Origin of the sequence: Pseudomonas asuensis (assembly GCF_014646755.1) — a bacterium.
GTDB lineage: Bacteria > Pseudomonadota > Gammaproteobacteria > Pseudomonadales > Pseudomonadaceae > Chryseomonas > Chryseomonas asuensis.
The window spans coordinates 550,304-565,789 of the sequence record NZ_BMNW01000002.1 but is presented as its reverse complement, the minus strand read 5'-3'; the positions used below and the strand labels follow the sequence as shown (position 1 = coordinate 565,789).

General features: G+C 53.5%; 19 protein-coding genes. 17 read left to right on the top strand and 2 right to left on the bottom strand.

Annotated elements, in window-relative coordinates:
- Window positions 1-8 precede the first annotated feature (8 nt).
- From fleN to IEX86_RS06310, 12 genes are all read left to right on the top strand, one after another.
- Entirely contained in the window at window positions 9-836 is an 828-nt protein-coding gene (fleN, locus tag IEX86_RS06365) for a flagellar synthesis regulator FleN (RefSeq protein ID WP_188865273.1), read from the top strand.
- Complete coding sequence (gene fliA / locus IEX86_RS06360) at window positions 833-1,573, top strand: RNA polymerase sigma factor FliA (RefSeq protein ID WP_010797938.1); 741 nt, start codon at window positions 833-835, stop codon at window positions 1,571-1,573. Before fleN ends, fliA begins: the two co-directional genes overlap by 4 nt.
- Before the next feature lie 78 nt (window positions 1,574-1,651).
- On the top strand, window positions 1,652-2,026 hold the full coding sequence (locus tag IEX86_RS06355) for a chemotaxis response regulator CheY (protein WP_173869067.1): 375 nt from the start codon (window positions 1,652-1,654) through the stop codon (window positions 2,024-2,026).
- 19 nt (window positions 2,027-2,045) lie between these two features.
- Window positions 2,046-2,831, top strand: coding sequence for a protein phosphatase CheZ (locus IEX86_RS06350; protein ID WP_188865272.1), 786 nt, complete (start codon window positions 2,046-2,048; stop codon window positions 2,829-2,831).
- A 26-nt stretch (window positions 2,832-2,857) separates the two neighbouring features.
- Complete coding sequence (locus IEX86_RS06345) at window positions 2,858-5,080, top strand: chemotaxis protein CheA (protein ID WP_188865271.1); 2,223 nt, start codon at window positions 2,858-2,860, stop codon at window positions 5,078-5,080.
- A 28-nt stretch (window positions 5,081-5,108) separates the two neighbouring features.
- On the top strand, window positions 5,109-6,203 hold the full coding sequence (locus tag IEX86_RS06340; RefSeq protein WP_188865270.1) for a protein-glutamate methylesterase/protein-glutamine glutaminase: 1,095 nt from the start codon (window positions 5,109-5,111) through the stop codon (window positions 6,201-6,203).
- Between the two features lie 85 nt (window positions 6,204-6,288).
- Window positions 6,289-7,029, top strand: coding sequence for a flagellar motor protein (locus tag IEX86_RS06335; RefSeq protein ID WP_188865269.1), 741 nt, complete (start codon window positions 6,289-6,291; stop codon window positions 7,027-7,029).
- Window positions 7,030-7,032: 3 nt separating this feature from the next.
- On the top strand, window positions 7,033-7,854 hold the full coding sequence (gene motD / locus IEX86_RS06330) for a flagellar motor protein MotD (RefSeq protein WP_188865268.1): 822 nt from the start codon (window positions 7,033-7,035) through the stop codon (window positions 7,852-7,854).
- Between the two features lie 92 nt (window positions 7,855-7,946).
- Entirely contained in the window at window positions 7,947-8,738 is a 792-nt protein-coding gene (locus IEX86_RS06325; protein WP_188865267.1) for a ParA family protein, read from the top strand.
- Between the two features lie 77 nt (window positions 8,739-8,815).
- Window positions 8,816-9,703 carry a CheW domain-containing protein gene (locus IEX86_RS06320; protein WP_188865266.1) on the top strand — a complete coding sequence of 296 codons (888 nt, stop codon included), beginning with the start codon at window positions 8,816-8,818 and terminating at the stop codon, window positions 9,701-9,703.
- 93 nt (window positions 9,704-9,796) lie between these two features.
- Window positions 9,797-10,276, top strand: coding sequence for a chemotaxis protein CheW (locus tag IEX86_RS06315; RefSeq protein WP_010797947.1), 480 nt, complete (start codon window positions 9,797-9,799; stop codon window positions 10,274-10,276).
- Complete coding sequence (locus IEX86_RS06310; RefSeq protein ID WP_188865265.1) at window positions 10,276-10,674, top strand: DUF2802 domain-containing protein; 399 nt, start codon at window positions 10,276-10,278, stop codon at window positions 10,672-10,674. Before IEX86_RS06315 ends, IEX86_RS06310 begins: the two co-directional genes overlap by 1 nt.
- Window positions 10,675-10,799: 125 nt before the next feature.
- On the opposite strand, the gene IEX86_RS06305 is transcribed toward IEX86_RS06310, so the two are convergent.
- The gene (locus tag IEX86_RS06305) at window positions 10,800-11,114 is read right to left on the bottom strand and encodes an EscU/YscU/HrcU family type III secretion system export apparatus switch protein (RefSeq protein WP_188865264.1); all 315 of its coding nucleotides are present in this window, start codon (window positions 11,112-11,114) and stop codon (window positions 10,800-10,802) included.
- Entirely contained in the window at window positions 11,111-12,634 is a 1,524-nt protein-coding gene (gene fliK / locus IEX86_RS06300; RefSeq protein ID WP_188865263.1) for a flagellar hook-length control protein FliK, read from the bottom strand. Before fliK ends, IEX86_RS06305 begins: the two co-directional genes overlap by 4 nt.
- Window positions 12,635-12,777: 143 nt before the next feature.
- On the opposite strand from fliK, the gene ccmA reads away from it, so the two are divergent.
- The 5 genes from ccmA to ccmE are packed head-to-tail and all read left to right on the top strand — an operon-like array spanning window position 12,778 to window position 15,483.
- Window positions 12,778-13,413 carry a cytochrome c biogenesis heme-transporting ATPase CcmA gene (gene ccmA, locus IEX86_RS06295; RefSeq protein WP_188865262.1) on the top strand — a complete coding sequence of 212 codons (636 nt, stop codon included), beginning with the start codon at window positions 12,778-12,780 and terminating at the stop codon, window positions 13,411-13,413.
- Complete coding sequence (gene ccmB, locus IEX86_RS06290) at window positions 13,410-14,081, top strand: heme exporter protein CcmB (protein WP_188865261.1); 672 nt, start codon at window positions 13,410-13,412, stop codon at window positions 14,079-14,081. The genes ccmA and ccmB overlap by 4 nt, the downstream gene beginning before the upstream one ends.
- Window positions 14,082-14,093: 12 nt before the next feature.
- The gene (locus IEX86_RS06285) at window positions 14,094-14,855 is read left to right on the top strand and encodes a heme ABC transporter permease (RefSeq protein WP_188865260.1); all 762 of its coding nucleotides are present in this window, start codon (window positions 14,094-14,096) and stop codon (window positions 14,853-14,855) included.
- Window positions 14,852-15,028: a heme exporter protein CcmD gene (gene ccmD, locus IEX86_RS06280; protein WP_188865259.1), complete on the top strand. Its 177-nt coding sequence runs from the start codon at window positions 14,852-14,854 to the stop codon at window positions 15,026-15,028. The genes IEX86_RS06285 and ccmD overlap by 4 nt, the downstream gene beginning before the upstream one ends.
- Complete coding sequence (gene ccmE / locus IEX86_RS06275) at window positions 15,025-15,483, top strand: cytochrome c maturation protein CcmE (RefSeq protein WP_188865258.1); 459 nt, start codon at window positions 15,025-15,027, stop codon at window positions 15,481-15,483. The genes ccmD and ccmE overlap by 4 nt, the downstream gene beginning before the upstream one ends.
- Window positions 15,484-15,486: the final 3 nt, after the last annotated feature.

Sequence of the window (15,486 nt, the reverse complement as noted above, 5' to 3'; positions counted from 1 at the left end):
GTACAGCAATGGGTATGCATCCCGTACAGGTAATTGCAGTGACAGGCGGCAAGGGAGGCGTTGGTAAAACCAACGTTTCAGTGAACCTTTCGCTGGCGTTAGCCGAACTTGGCCGACGCGTCATGTTGCTCGATGCCGATTTGGGCTTGGCAAATGTCGATGTTCTGCTTGGTCTTACGCCAAAGCAGACCCTCGCCGATGTGATCGAAGGTAGATGTGATCTTCGTGATGTGATTCTGCAAGGTCCAGGTGGTGTTCGGATTGTTCCGGCTGCCTCTGGTGCGCAAGCCATGGTGCAGTTGTCGTCTCTTCAGCATGCCGGTCTAATCCAGGCATTCAGCGACATTAGCAACGATATCGATGTGCTTGTCGTTGACACGGCTGCCGGCATCGGTGATTCGGTAGTGAGCTTTGTACGGGCTGCCCAGGAAGTGCTTTTGGTGGTCTGTGATGAGCCTACTTCCATCACGGACGCCTATGCGCTTATCAAGATGTTTAACCGCGATCATGGAATCACGCGGTTTCGCGTACTAGCGAATATGGCATTGACGCCCCAGGAAGGTCGCAATCTCTTTGCTAAGCTGACCAAGGTAACTGACCGTTTCTTGGATGTGGCTCTGCAGTATGTGGGTGCGGTTCCTTTTGATGAATGTGTACGGAAAGCCGTCCAGAAGCAGCGGTCCGTATTCGAAGCATTCCCGCGCTCCAAAGCCGCTCTGGCTTTCCGGGCAATAGCCCAGAAGGTGGATGCCTGGCCGTTACCGGCCAATCCACGCGGTCACTTGGAGTTTTTCGTCGAACGATTGGTGCAACCCACTGTAGGGCCAAATGTATGACAGCTTCCAGCGGTCTCCGTATGTACAGTAAATCTCAGACCCACTCACAGCAGGAGCAACTGATTAATCAGTATGCACCGTTGGTCAAGCGTATTGCCTATCACTTGCTGGCGCGTCTGCCTGCCAATGTTCAGGTAGAAGACTTGATGCAAGCCGGCATGATCGGTTTACTTGAGGCATCCAAGAAATACGATGCCGGTAAAGGTGCAAGTTTTGAGACCTATGCGGGTATCCGTATCCGCGGAGCGATGCTGGATGAGGTCCGCAAGGGCGACTGGGCACCCCGTTCGGTGCACCGAAACAGCCGTATGGTAGCCGATGCTATCCGTGCCGTTGAAGCAAGAACAGGTCGTGACGCTAAAGATCCTGAAGTTGCTGCCGAACTTGGTGTAAGCCTTGAAGAATATTACGGCATTCTCAATGACACCTTGGGAAGTCGCCTGTTTAGCTTTGATGACTTGATGGAAGAGGGTGAGCACGGTCTTGAAGAGAGCGGAGCCCATGATTTTGAGCCAGGTCGAGGACTGGAAGATGATCGTTTCAAGCAGGCTCTGGCGGAAGCCATTGCCAATCTTCCAGAGCGTGAGCGTCTCGTCTTGTCGCTGTACTACGACGAGGAGTTGAACCTAAAGGAAATTGGAGAGGTGCTTGGGGTGAGTGAATCCCGAGTCTGTCAACTGCACAGTCAGTGCGCAGCGCGTCTGCGGGCTCGTCTGGCTGAATGGCGTTCGCGCTAAGGCAAAACACTAAGCATGTATGGCATGCCTTCAAAAAGGCATGTCTGGGTAAGGATGGAGGTCGACTTGGACAAAGATATGAAAATTCTCATCGTGGACGATTTCTCCACTATGAGACGCATCATCAAGAATTTGCTGCGAGATCTGGGGTTCACCAATACTACCGAAGCCGATGACGGTTTGACGGCGTTGCCAATGCTGCAAAGCGGTAACTTCGACTTTCTGGTAACGGATTGGAACATGCCGGGCATGACGGGTATTGACCTGCTGCGGGAAGTCCGTGCCGATGCACGCCTGAAGAACCTGCCTGTTCTGATGGTAACGGCCGAAGCCAAGCGCGAACAAATTGTCGAGGCAGCTCAAGCGGGTGTGAATGGTTATGTTGTAAAGCCGTTTACTGCCCAGGTGCTCAAAGAAAAGATTGACAAGATCTTTGAGCGGGTCAACGGCTGATAACCATCTCGAGGATGTTATGGACCTTGGCAGTAAATCATTCGAAGACCTGGAAACGACCCTGAAAAAGCATGCCCAAGAGCTGGTTTCCAGTCTTGAGGAAGGCAATTTTAGCCAGGCAGTACTGCTCATTAATGAGCTTAATCAGGTACGTGATCGCGGTCTGTATCAGGAAATTGGCAAGCTGACGCGGGAGTTGCACAACGCAATCGTCAATTTTCAAATTGACCCTCAGGCGTCCTATGCCAATGAAGTGACCAATGTTGCGGACGCAACCGATCGTCTTAGCTACGTTGTAGAAATGACAGAACGTGCTGCCAACCGCACCATGGATTTGGTCGATGCCAGTACACCGCTTATCGAGTCGTTTGGTAAGGACGCGCATGAGCTTCATGCAGAGTGGGGCCGCTTCATGCGGCGCGAACTCAGCGCTGAAGAGTTTCGTGACTTGGCCAAGCGTGTCGGTGCTTTCCTGGGCCGCAGTGATGAGGACGCCCACAAGCTCTCTGCGCTGCTGAACGACATCCTGTTGGCTCAGGATTACCAGGATCTTACCGGTCAAGTTATCAAGCGTGTGACGAGTCTTGTCACACAAGTCGAGCGCGATCTCGTCAAACTGGTCCGTATGGCCGGTCAGGTGGATCGTTATGCAGGAATTAGCCACGACCACGTCAAGGCCATCGAAGAAATTCAAAAAGAAAAGTCTTCGAGGGGTGAAGGTCCGCAAATTCATGCCGATAAAAGAGAAGACGTCGTATCCAGCCAGGATGACGTAGATGACCTTCTGTCCAGCCTCGGTTTCTGAGCCAGGCTTTTTTGGAGAGTGCATGAATGAGCTTCGACGCCGATGAAGAAATCCTCCAGGATTTCCTGGTAGAGGCCGGCGAGATTCTCGAATTGTTATCCGAGCAATTGGTGGAACTCGAAAGCCGCCCGGATGATATGAATCTTCTCAACGCTATCTTCCGTGGTTTTCACACTGTAAAGGGTGGTGCAGGCTTCTTGCAGCTGCATGCCCTGGTTGAGTGCTGCCATATTGCCGAAAACGTGTTCGACATCCTCCGTAAGGGGGAGCGTCGTGTAGATGCCGAGCTGATGGACGTTGTCCTGCAAGCTTTGGATACGGTCAATGAAATGTTTGGTCAGGTGCGTGAACGTACCGAGCCGACACCCGCTACTCCTGAGTTGCTGGCTGCCTTGGCACGCCTGGCAGAGCCTCAAGGTGCCGAGCCTGCTCCAGTAGCTATGGAGCCGGCTCAGGTCTCCATAGCGGCTGATCAAGAGCCTGCAGCTAGCGATGTAAGTGACGATGAGTTCGACAGACTTCTCAGCGCTCTTGGGAACGAGCCTGCATCGGTGGAAGCCGTTAGCCCGGCCGTGCCGGCTTCTGGCGATGAAATCACTGACGATGAGTTCGAGTCATTACTGGATCAGTTGCATGGCAAGGGCAAGTTTGACGGCGCTGCTGCTGTAGCTCCGTCTGAGCCTGCCAAGGCTGCTGCGCCTGCTCCGAAGTCAGGCGATGAAATCACTGATGATGAATTTGAGTCATTACTGGATCAGTTGCATGGCAAGGGCAAGTTTGACGGCGCTGCTGCTGTAGCTCCATCTGAACCCGTCAAGGCTGCTGCACCTGCTCCGAAGTCAGGCGATGAAATCACTGACGATGAGTTTGAGTCATTGCTGGATGAGCTACACGGAAAAGGCCGTTTCGACGCCGGCGTTACTGCTGCCCCGGCATCACCAGCTCCTGTTGCTAAGGCACCTGCTCCAGCGGCGAAGCCTCAGCCGGTAGCAGCTCCTGTACCGGCAGCAAGCGCAGCACCCAAGGCCGAACCCCGTGCAGCAGCTGCTCCAGCTGCCGAGAAGCCGGCGAGCGAAGCCGAAACTACCGTTCGTGTTGATACGGCTCGTCTCGACGAGATCATGAACATGGTCGGCGAGTTGGTGCTGGTTCGTAACCGTCTGGTTCGCCTTGGGTTGAACAGCGGCGATGAAGCCATGGCTAAGGCTGTATCGAACTTGGATGTCGTGACAGCGGACCTTCAGACCTCGGTCATGAAGACCCGCATGCAGCCGATCAAGAAAGTATTCGGCCGCTTCCCGCGTCTGGTTCGCGATCTGGCGCGCAATTTGAAGAAAGAAATCAGTCTTGAGCTGGTAGGTGAAGAAACCGACCTCGACAAGAACTTGGTTGAAGCCCTGGCCGACCCGTTGGTGCACTTGGTGCGTAACGCAGTAGACCACGGTGTCGAGGAGCCTGCCGAACGCGAAATGAATGGCAAGCCTCGTTCAGGGCGCGTTATTTTGTCCGCAGAGCAGGAAGGCGATCATATTTTGCTGGCTATCTCTGATGATGGCAAAGGTATGGATCCCAATGTATTGCGTGCCAAAGCGGTTGAGAAAGGGCTGCTTGATAAGGATGCAGCGGATCGTTTGACCGACCTTGAATGCTACAACCTGATTTTTGCTCCAGGTTTCTCTACCAAGACTGAAATCTCCGATGTTTCTGGCCGTGGTGTGGGAATGGACGTGGTGAAAACCAAAATTACCCAGCTTAACGGCACGGTAAACGTTTTTTCTACCAAGGGCCAAGGCTCCAAGATCGTCATTAAGGTTCCATTGACCTTGGCAATCATGCCAACGCTAATGGTGATGTTGGGTGATCAGGCTTTTGCCTTCCCACTAGTCAACGTCAACGAGATTTTCCACTTGGATCTGTCACGTACCAATGTGGTAGATGGACAAGAGGTTGTAGTGGTGCGCGACAAGGCGTTACCCCTGTTCTATCTCAAGCGGTGGTTGGTCAAGGATGCAGCGTACGACGAGCAGCAACAGGAAGGTCATGTCGTGATTCTTTCAGTTGGCACGCAACGCATCGGTTTTGTGGTAGATCAACTGGTAGGCCAGGAAGAAGTAGTCATCAAGCCCTTAGGCAAGATGTTGCAAGGAACGCCAGGTATGTCTGGAGCTACGATTACCGGTGATGGCCGGATCGCATTGATCCTTGATGTACCAAGCATGCTCAAGCGCTACGCCCGCCGCAGTATTTGAGCCAAAGCCCCGCCGTTAGGAGTGTCATATGGCTGTAAGAGTGTTGGTGGTGGATGATTCGGGTTTCTTCCGCCGCCGTTTGACTGAAATCCTGGCGGGTGACCCTAATATCACGGTCGTCGGGACGGCGACCAATGGGCGTGAAGGGATTGACCAGGTGATGGCGTTGAAACCCGACGTCGTTACCATGGACTACGAAATGCCCTTCATGGACGGTATTACGGCTGTTCGGCACATCATGCAAAAGTGCCCGACGCCCGTTCTGATGTTCTCTTCGCTTACGCATGAAGGCGCTCGAGTTACGCTCGACGCGCTGGATGCGGGCGCGGTGGATTATCTACCCAAGAATTTTGAGGATATTTCTCGTCATCCAGAGAGCGTAAAGCGTCTCCTGTGCGAGAAAATCCATACCATTGCCCGAAGCAATCGTCGCTCTGCCTCGGGGAGCGTATCGGCTCATACCGCTGCATCCTCGCCAGCAATATCTCGTCCGGCGGTACGGTCTGCTTCAGCAAGCTCGTCGTCCTCAGCGCCGGTGAGTAGTGCTGCGCCACGTCGTAAAAACTATAAGCTGGTAGCAATTGGCACGTCGACCGGCGGTCCGGTGGCTTTGCAGCGTGTGCTGACTCAGCTGCCTGCCAACTTTCCTGCGCCGATTGTGCTAATTCAGCACATGCCTGCAGCCTTTACCAAGGCATTTGCGGAGCGTTTAGACAAGTTATGCAAGATTTCTGTCAAGGAAGCTGAGGATGGTGATCAGCTTCGTCCAGGGCTGGCGCTCTTGGCACCCGGCGGTAAACAAATGATGCTGGACGGGCGGGGTGCTGTAAAAATCCTGCCGGGTGATGAGCGACTGAATTACAAGCCCTGCGTTGATATTACGTTTGGTTCGGCTGCCAAGGTCTTCACCGACAAGGTATTGGCCGTTGTGTTGACTGGCATGGGCTCCGATGGTCGCGAAGGTGCACGCCTGCTCAAGCAGGGTGGCAGCCAGATATGGGCTCAAGACGAAGCCAGCTGCGTGATTTATGGCATGCCAATGGCAGTGGTCAAGGCAAATCTGGCAGATGCCGTCTACAGTCTTGACGACATCGGTCGACATATTACTGACGCGTGCACGTAATAGTACTGCTTCTGCTCGGCAGAAGCGGCGCTGGGTTTGAATTTGACAGGTTTTGGCTGGCGGCCATGCCTTAGGGAGATGATGTGTGGATGTCTTAAGCCTTATTGGCATCCTGTTGGCCTTTATTGCCATCATTGGAGGTAACTTTCTTGAAGGTGGCACCATTGCCGCTTTACTCAACGGGCCTGCAGCCCTGATCGTATTGGGCGGTACGTGCGGTGCTGCAATGCTGCAAACGCCTACTCGCACTCTCAAGCGCTCTCTTACGATGCTTAGTTGGGTTTTCCTGCCGCCTAAAATTGATATGCCGGCTGGTATCAATCGCATCATTGGCTGGAGCATGTCGGCGCGCAAGGAAGGGCTGTTAGGGCTTGAGCCGCTTGTTGACTCCGAACGTGATCCCTTTGCGCGTAAAGGCTTACAGCTTCTGGTTGATGGTGCTGAACCCGAAGCCATTCGTAGCATTCTGGAAGTGGACATGTACGGTCAGGAGGATCGTGATATTCAGGCGGCCAAACTGTTCGAAGCCATGGGTGGCTATGCACCGACTATTGGTATTATCGGTGCCGTGATGGGGCTTATCCATGTCATGCAGAATCTGGCAGATCCTTCCCAGCTAGGCAATGGTATTGCCGTTGCCTTCGTAGCCACAATCTACGGTGTCGCCTTTGCCAACCTGTTATTGCTTCCTATTGCCAACAAACTCAAAGGCATGGCGCTACGTCAGACGCGTTATCGAGAAATGCTTCTGGAAGGTCTGTTGTCTATTGGCGAAGGTGAAAATCCTCGCTCCATCGAACTCAAGCTGCAAGGCTTCATGGAGTAACCGATGCGCCGTCGTCGACCCGAAGAGCACGAAAATCACGAGCGGTGGCTGGTGTCCTATGCGGACTTTATTACCCTCTTATTTGCCTTCTTTGTTGTGATGTACTCCATTTCATCCATCAATGAGGGCAAATATAAGATTCTTTCTGAAGCGCTTACGGGGATCTTCACAGAGCCAGATCGCTCCATGAAACCTATTCCCATTGGTGACCAGGTACCGCGTAGCGTTCAGCCAACCATTGAGCAGAATACGCCTGCCACAGACACCTCTCCAGCGACGACTCAGACAGTCGATCCGCTTGAGCAGATTGCAACGAGCATGCAGAACGCCTTTGGCGACCTTATTGATTCGGATCAGATGAGCCTGAGGGCAACTGAAACCTGGCTGGAAATTGAACTGAATTCCAATCTTCTGTTTCCCAGTGGGGATGCTATACCGGGAGATCCTGCGTTTGGGCTAATGGCTAAGGTTGCCAAAATTCTGGCGCCTTACAAAAATCCAATTCAGGTAGAAGGGTTTACTGACAATATTCCAATCAGTACGCCGCAATATCCGACCAACTGGGAGCTGTCCGCTGCGCGCTCCGCCAGTATTGCCCGGATGCTTATTGGTGATGGTGTTACGCCTGAGCGGCTTGCTGTCGTTGGGTATGGTAGCTATCAGCCAATTGCGGATAACTCGACCGCTATGGGTAGGGCGCGTAACCGCCGGGTTGTCTTACTTATTTCTCGTAACGTTGATATTCATCGTGGTATCAGTGGCTTCCAGGAGCGTTCCGCTGCTAGCAAAAATGGCACGCAAAGTGCACCTGCTCCCTCTAAGTAAGCGGTAGAACCAATCGCTGTCAAATCTTCGCCGCTGGTTTAGCCAGCGGCTTGGCCTTGGCACTGCAATGCGCTGCCTGGGGAGGGTAGAACGTGAGAGTTTGGGCAATAGCCAATCAAAAGGGCGGGGTAGGCAAGACTACAACGTCTGTTTCTCTGGCAGGACTTCTGGCCGACTCGGGCAAGCGTGTCCTGATGGTTGATCTTGACCCTCACGGCTCGTTGACGAGCTATTTTGGGCAGGATCCAGACCGGTTAGAGCGAAGCACCTTTGAACTCTTCCTGCATCAAGGACAGGTTCCAGAAGGGCTCCCTAAAAACCTCTTGCTGCCTACCAGCCATGAGCGCATCTCAATGCTGCCAGCCAGTACGGCACTGGCAACATTGGAACGGCAGTCGCCTGGACAGAATGGCATGGGGTTGGTGATTTCCAAAAGTCTTGCACAACTATGGAATGATTTTGACTATGCGCTAATCGATAGTCCGCCATTGCTGGGCATTCTGATGGTTAATGCGTTAGCCGCAAGTCAGCAGTTGGTCATTCCTGTCCAGACAGAGTTTCTGGCGATCAAGGGATTAGAGCGCATGGTGAATACGTTGGCCATGATTAACCGCTCACGTAAGCAGGCGCTCCCGTACACCATTGTGCCGACCCTATTCGATCGCCGCACACAGGCTTCGCTTGGAACGCTTAAGCATCTGCGAGACAACTACGTTGAAAACCTGTGGCAGGCATTCATCCCCATCGATACTAAACTGCGGGATGCCAGCCGTGCAGGGATAACCCCCTCGCAGAACGATGCGAATAGTCGTGGTGTCATTGCTTATAGAGCCTTGCTCAAGCACCTGCTAGGAGCGGAACCGGCTGCAGTTAATGTCGCTTAGCCTAGATGTGACGTAACGCTCAAGTTTTCTCGGTGTCCAGCCGATAGTTTCTTCAATCTTCAAGTGTGAAACGTGACATGAACCGTTCTACTAGCACTGAAATTCGTCCACAGCTGGCTTTGCAGTCCTATCTGGATGCCTTGCTGATGGAAGCGACACTTGAGTTGCCGGTAGAGACGCCTGCCACCCTCCAGCATGAGGCAGTTGTCGTCTCTTTTGCCGAAGCGGTGCCCGTGTCTGCGCCTGCTCTTATTACGCCCGCGACCGAGTGCGTGACGCTGGATGAGTTCGAAGCTGCGGTACTCGAAGAAAAGGCACGCGATGCTCAGGTCAGGGTTAAACCTGCCCAGGTAGCTGCTGAGCCTGTTAGGCTTCCTGTAGTGCCAGTTGTAAGGCCTGCTATGGCAGTGCCGGAAAAAATTGCTGATACAGTCGTTCCGCTTAAGGCTGGTCAGGTTGCAGAACCGCAGGTGCAGCCTGTCAAGGCAAACGACGATGGGCGCCCAGATTGGGCTGAAGAGCCGTTTGAATGCCTGTTGTTCGACGTGGCAGGGCTGACCCTTGCGGTGCCGTTGATTTGTTTGGGTACGATTCATTCACTTGAGAATCGAGAGCTGACGCCCCTATTTGGTCAGCCTGACTGGTTCCTGGGTATCCTGCCTAGCCCGCAGGGCAATTTGAAGGTGTTGGACGCGGCACGTTGGGTCATGCCAGAGCGTTACCGCGAAGACTTCAAGGACGGTCTCCGGTTCGTTATCTCGGTAGAGGGGTATGACTGGGGAATTGCTGTGCATCAGGTCAGTCGCTCGATACGCCTGGACCCTGCTGAGGTCAAGTGGCGGACACAACGATCCCAGCGGCCATGGCTGGCGGGTACGGTAATTGAGCACATGTGTGCCTTGCTGGATGTATCAGCACTTGCTGCGTTGATTGAAAGCGGTGCTGCAAAGCAAAGGAAACAATAGAAGGGTTGGCCTACGCTTAAGGGGTCGATTCTGGATCAACCAAGGCGGCAAGACCGTCAAGACCGCCAAGGCGGTATCAACGAGGCTGGGAAAATGAAGAAAACGTCTGCACAAGGTTCCGAAGATCCAATCCTGCAGTGGGTAACCTTCCGTCTGGACAACGAGACGTACGGTATCAACGTCATGCAGGTTCAGGAGGTTCTGCGCTATACGGAAATAGCACCGGTACCTGGTGCTCCAAGCTACGTGCTGGGTATCATCAACCTACGCGGTAACGTCGTGACAGTCATTGATACGCGTCAGCGTTTTGGCCTGGATTCTGCCGAGATTACGGACAATACTCGCATTGTGATCATTGAGGCCGATAAGCAAGTTGTTGGTATTCTTGTCGACAGCGTGGCGGAAGTCGTTTATTTACGTCAATCTGAAATCGAAACCGCGCCAAACGTTGGTAACGATGAGTCCGCTAAGTTTATCCAAGGCGTTTGCAATAAGAACGGCGAGCTGCTGATTCTGGTGGAATTGGATAAGATGATGAGCGAAGAAGAATGGTCTGAGTTGGAAAGTATCTAATGTTGGCAGCGTTGATCGTGCTGGTGTTCATTTGCCTCGGGCTGGCGGGTGCCTGCTTTCTGCTATGGCAGGAGCTTAAACGGCAATCGTCAAAATTTGTCCAGCATGAGGAGACAACTGAAAAGCGTCTGAGGGCTCTGGCCAAGCGGCTTGAAACCTATCAGGCCGGCACGGTCCGCATGGGCGAACAGTTGCATGAAATCAACGAGATTGTTGCCCCTCTGCCTGACAGGCTGACCCGTATCGAGCAAAGCGACCCGGCCAGCCTGTCGTTCAGTCAGGCTGCCCGTCTCGCCGGACTGGGTGCCAGTGTCGATGACCTGACCCAGTCTTGCGGACTTTCACGGGCCGAGGCCGAACTGATCAGCAAGATGCATAAGGCACGCCAGCAATCCTAATGCATGGCACTGCTTGACCTGCCATACGGTATAGCCTTGTACCGGGCAGGCCTTTTGCATTTCTTTATTTCCCAGAGAGCTATCGGCTATGTGCCGATAGCTTTTTATGCGCGGTAATAAGGTGCTTAGACTTTGCCAGGTAGAGCGAGTAACCCAGGGCCTTCTCCCTTGACTGGCTTATTGTGAGGATGCTTGCCTTTCAGATACCAGGCGAATGCGATAATTTCAGCAATCGTGCGGTATAGCGCTTCAGGAATGGTATCGCCAAGCTCAAGCTGTGCCAGTAAGCGGACCAGATCGGCATTTTCATAAATAGGCACTTCGTGTTCTCTTGCCAAGGCGAGGATGGCCTCAGCAAGATCTGCATCACCCTTGGCGGTTAACGTGGGAGCTGTCTGGCCGTCATAGACCAGGGCGATAGCTTGTTTTGAAGTATTCATGCGCTTTCGTCCACCCAGCGTTCTTCAATGTGAGTACGTAATCCACGCACGGGTTTTCCCAGCGTGCACTGTAAGTCGCCTACCGTCAGTCCAGCTTCGAGTAATCGCTCTTTAAAATGCTCTAGTTCATGAGTGATTAGCGCAGCGGTTTCTTTCTGCTCGGCCCAGAATTGGCTCGAAAACATACCGCGAGCAAGCTTGGCCTCCACTTGCATATTGCCTAGTGGATCAAGATCAAATGCCAGATCTACCTTCCAGATGCTGTCGCGAGACTCACCAGTGCTTTGAGGTGGGCGCTCCTCCTGTATCTTGTATTGCAAGCTAGTAAAATGATCACCGTTACGCATAGGCAATTCACCTTGCCACGTGAGTAGCCTGGATCCATCAGGGTAAAGGTGCGTCTGCTCGACACTGGAAAGCTGATGGGTTTGCAGGCGTGACAAGGCCGCCGTTGCCAGCTTGAGCAGCTCTTCCAATTCAATGCCTTCCTGCAGCAGCGAGCTGACTAAACGTGACGGCAGTGGAAAGTTCAATGCAGCGTTTTTAGGATTGCTCTGGCCTAGCGCCGTTAAGGCATTACGCAGATTTCCTGGAAGATTCGGTACGGTAGCTGGAGGAGGACTGGCAGAGGCTGCTGTGTTCTGGCTCAGCTGGCTAATCAGGCGTAGCAGAAGAGTTTTATAATCTTGCGACAGGCGCTCGGTCTCGCCTGAAACTAGGTGACGTTCCAATAAAATGCCGCTTCGCTCGAATAATGCTTTCAGGGCATCTGGATTTTTGAGATCTTCAATATCAGGTACAGAGCCAAGCAGCTGGCTAAGCGTAGTGCGGAGCGTTTTTGATGTGTCAGGCGAGCCAGCCGATAATGACAGGGCCTGAAAGAGCTGGGCAAGTGAGCCTTGTCGCTGGAACTGGGAGGCTAATTGCTGCCCGAGTTCGATCTGATCGAGCCTTCCGCTGGACGGTATCAGCGCAACCTGCTGTGCATCGCGCACTGCAAGGGTCACAAGACTGCCGGGCTTGAGCTCGTTAAGCGAATCGATTACCAGCTGCTTGCCTGCAAGGTTGCTGTTGAGTAGGGTTACGACAGATTTGAACGGCTGTTGCCCTTCCAGTGCATCAGTAGGTTGACTGCTGATAACACGGGTCTGTAACAACGTGCCGACAGGAAGCATCTTGATATCCAGGCTTTTCAGCGGTGCTTCTGCTTTGTTATCAATGTATACAGCAAGCCGACTAGGTGAGAGCGCTATTATATTGAGCAAAGACCCTGTTGGCAGGGGCGAGGCGCTTTCAGCGGGAAGGGTAAGCTGGCGCCCATTGCTTAGCGTCAGTTGCAGCAACAATTGAAAGCTTTGTAAGTTTTTTTTAAGTGCGACCACCTGCGCCTGGGCCGTTTCGCCAGTGAGCAATGGACTTTCCGTCGGCAAGCTAATCCGCACGACCGACTCAGCTGGCGGCGCGGTTCGTGCAACGGTAGGGGAAGCGGGAGCGGGGCGGATAGTGCCTATGTCAGCCATATAGCCACTCTGATAGTTTCATGCAATCGGTCGTCCAGACTGGCGTGATGTGTATAATGCTGGCCACTTGACGGGTTTGGTCTTGTTTCCAGCCCACTATAGCGGCCGATTCCGCTCCGACTTAATGCCAATGGTTGCGTGTAGTGATACCCCCTTGTCTTGAAGGCGTTGCGCTCACCTGTGAGCGTGACGAGCGTGTACTGTTCGAGCAACTCAATCTGATACTCGAGCCTGGTGAAATGCTGCAGATCATGGGGCCGAACGGCAGCGGGAAAACCAGTTTACTACGCCTTCTGGCAGGGCTTATGGCGCCAACTGCCGGTGAAGTGCGTCTGGCTGGACGTGCTTACTCAGAACAGTGCCACGAGTCGGTCCGCCAACTGCTCTGGTTGGGTCACGCCGCTGGAATCAAGGGGCTCCTGACAGCCGAGGAAAATCTCACATGGCTGTGTGCCCTGAACAAGCCTGCCACTCAAGAAGCAATCTGGCAGGCGCTGGGTCAGGTAGGGCTTCGTGGATTCGAGGATGTTCCTTGTCACACGCTTTCTGCAGGCCAGCAGCGCCGTGTCGCCTTGGCTCGCCTATACCTTAATCCACCTGCCTTGTGGATACTGGATGAGCCGTTTACCGCATTGGATCGCCATGCGGTAGAGCATCTTGAGCACCATCTCAGTCAGCATTGCGATCGGGGCGGAGCAGTTGTGCTGACGACGCACCATCAGTTGATGATGAAGCCAGCTCGGTATCGCCAGCTAGAGCTGGGGCAGGAAATTTCATGATTGGGCTCTTTGTGCTTTTGCTTAAACGTGAAGCACTGCTGCTTTGCCGACGCCCTGCAGAGCTGGCTAACCCTCTTGTTTTCTTCGCGATCGTCATCGCGCTGTTTCCCTTGGCAGTGGGGCCTGAGAGTCAGCTTTTACAGGAACTTTCTCCAGGCTTGGTCTGGGTCGCCGCACTATTGGCAGTATTGCTTTCGTTAGATGGCCTGTTTCGTGGCGATTACGAAGACGGCTCGCTTGAGCAATGGGTGCTCTCTCCACATCCACTCTTTGTTCTGGTCTTGGCCAAAGTTGCGGCTCACTGGGTCTTTACAGGGCTGGCCCTGGTCGTGTTATCGCCTGTTCTGGCGCTCATGTTGGGACTTCCTGCGCAATGTTTTGGTGTGCTGCTGCTCTCTCTGCTGCTAGGTACGCCTGTGTTAAGCCTGCTGGGCGCCGTGGGTGCGGCATTGACCGTAGGGCTCAAGCGGGGCGGGTTGTTACTGGCCCTGCTTATCCTGCCACTCTACATTCCAGTACTCATCTTAGGCAGTGGTGCATTGCAAGCCTGCCTGCATGGAATGCCCGCTACAGGGCAGTTGTTGTGGCTGGGAAGTCTGATGGTTTTATCGCTGACGTTATCCCCGTTCGCCATTGGCGCTGGGTTACGCATCAGTGTGGGTGAATAAAGTGGAACAGCTATGAAGTGGACGTTTTTTCATAAACTAGGCTCGCCCAAGTGGTTCTACGAGATCAGTGGTCGCTGGCTGCCCATCCTGGGGTGGGCAGCCGTACTTCTGATTCTGGCCGGTACAGTATGGGGACTGGTCTTTGCACCGCAGGACTACCAGCAGGGTAATAGCTTTCGCATTATCTACATTCACGTTCCAGCTGCATTTTTGGCGCAATCGGGGTATCTGCTTTTAGCGATCGCCGGGGTAGTGAGTCTAGTCTGGAAAATGAAGCTGGCGGATATCGCGCTGAAGTGCGCGGCACCTGTAGGTGCCTGGATGACCTTTATCGCGTTGGTAACCGGTTCGATCTGGGGCAAGCCAACCTGGGGTACCTGGTGGGTATGGGATGCTCGCCTTACCTCCATGTTGATCCTGCTGTTTTTGTACTTTGGCATCATCGCGCTGGGACAGGCTATTTCCAACCGGGACAGCTCCGCTAAGGCCTGCGCTGTACTTGCCATCGTGGGTGTTATTAATCTACCCATCATCAAATACAGCGTTGAGTGGTGGAACACCCTGCACCAGCCTGCCACATTCACGCTTACCGAAAAACCAGCAATGCCTGCCCAGATGTGGCTTCCGCTCCTGGTCATGGTGGTGGGTTTCTACTGCTTTTTTGGCGCAGTGGTTCTGATGCGCATGCGTCTCGAAGTACTACGTCGTGAGTCACGGACGTCCTGGGTCAGGACTTTGGTTGAGCAGAGTATTGGCAGGGGAGGCAGTGCATGACATTTCACTCAATAGGCGAGTTTCTGGCTATGGGTCATCACGGACCTTATGTATGGTCGGCTTATGGGATCACTGCTCTGGTCCTGATCCTCAATATCGTGATGCCACGGCTGGCACGTCGTCGTTATCTGCAAAGCGAAGCACGTCGCCTGCGTCGGGAGATGAATGCTTGAACGCTGTCCGTAAAAAACGTCTTTTCATAATTTTGGCCATTCTGGCAGGAGTAGGGGTGGCCGTTGCGTTGGCACTGTCAGCGCTGCAACAGAACATCAACCTGTTCTATACCCCCAGTCAAATTGTTTCAGGTGAAGCGCCAGTAGGGACTCGCATCAGGGCTGGTGGCATGGTTGAGCGTGGATCGCTCAAGCGATCGGCTGATTCGCTCGACGTGCGCTTCATCGTAGGTGATGGCATTCAACGGATTCCCATCGAGTACCATGGCATCCTGCCGGATCTGTTTCGCGAAGGGCAGGGCATCGTGGCGTTAGGCAAACTCAATGCATCAGGTGTACTGATTGCCGACGAGGTGCTGGCGAAGCATGACGAGAATTACATGCCGCCCGAGGTAACCAAGGCCCTTAAGGATAGCGGCGCCTATCAGCAGTTTACTAACCAGAAAGGCAGCTGATTC

What these genes read in the sequence shown, in the direction of transcription:
- fleN (WP_188865273.1), top strand. Translation starts at nt 9, where the DNA reads ATGGGTATGCATCCCGTACAGGTAATTGCAGTGACAGGCGGCAAGGGA.
- fliA (WP_010797938.1), top strand. Translation starts at nt 833, where the DNA reads ATGACAGCTTCCAGCGGTCTCCGTATGTACAGTAAATCTCAGACCCAC.
- IEX86_RS06355 (WP_173869067.1), top strand. Translation starts at nt 1,652, where the DNA reads ATGAAAATTCTCATCGTGGACGATTTCTCCACTATGAGACGCATCATC.
- IEX86_RS06350 (WP_188865272.1), top strand. Translation starts at nt 2,046, where the DNA reads ATGGACCTTGGCAGTAAATCATTCGAAGACCTGGAAACGACCCTGAAA.
- IEX86_RS06345 (WP_188865271.1), top strand. Translation starts at nt 2,858, where the DNA reads ATGAGCTTCGACGCCGATGAAGAAATCCTCCAGGATTTCCTGGTAGAG.
- IEX86_RS06340 (WP_188865270.1), top strand. Translation starts at nt 5,109, where the DNA reads ATGGCTGTAAGAGTGTTGGTGGTGGATGATTCGGGTTTCTTCCGCCGC.
- motD (WP_188865268.1), top strand. Translation starts at nt 7,033, where the DNA reads ATGCGCCGTCGTCGACCCGAAGAGCACGAAAATCACGAGCGGTGGCTG.
- IEX86_RS06320 (WP_188865266.1), top strand. Translation starts at nt 8,816, where the DNA reads ATGAACCGTTCTACTAGCACTGAAATTCGTCCACAGCTGGCTTTGCAG.
- IEX86_RS06315 (WP_010797947.1), top strand. Translation starts at nt 9,797, where the DNA reads ATGAAGAAAACGTCTGCACAAGGTTCCGAAGATCCAATCCTGCAGTGG.
- IEX86_RS06310 (WP_188865265.1), top strand. Translation starts at nt 10,276, where the DNA reads ATGTTGGCAGCGTTGATCGTGCTGGTGTTCATTTGCCTCGGGCTGGCG.
- IEX86_RS06305 (WP_188865264.1), bottom strand. Translation starts at nt 11,114, where the DNA reads ATGAATACTTCAAAACAAGCTATCGCCCTGGTCTATGACGGCCAGACA.
- fliK (WP_188865263.1), bottom strand. Translation starts at nt 12,634, where the DNA reads ATGGCTGACATAGGCACTATCCGCCCCGCTCCCGCTTCCCCTACCGTT.
- ccmB (WP_188865261.1), top strand. Translation starts at nt 13,410, where the DNA reads ATGATTGGGCTCTTTGTGCTTTTGCTTAAACGTGAAGCACTGCTGCTT.
- IEX86_RS06285 (WP_188865260.1), top strand. Translation starts at nt 14,094, where the DNA reads ATGAAGTGGACGTTTTTTCATAAACTAGGCTCGCCCAAGTGGTTCTAC.
- ccmD (WP_188865259.1), top strand. Translation starts at nt 14,852, where the DNA reads ATGACATTTCACTCAATAGGCGAGTTTCTGGCTATGGGTCATCACGGA.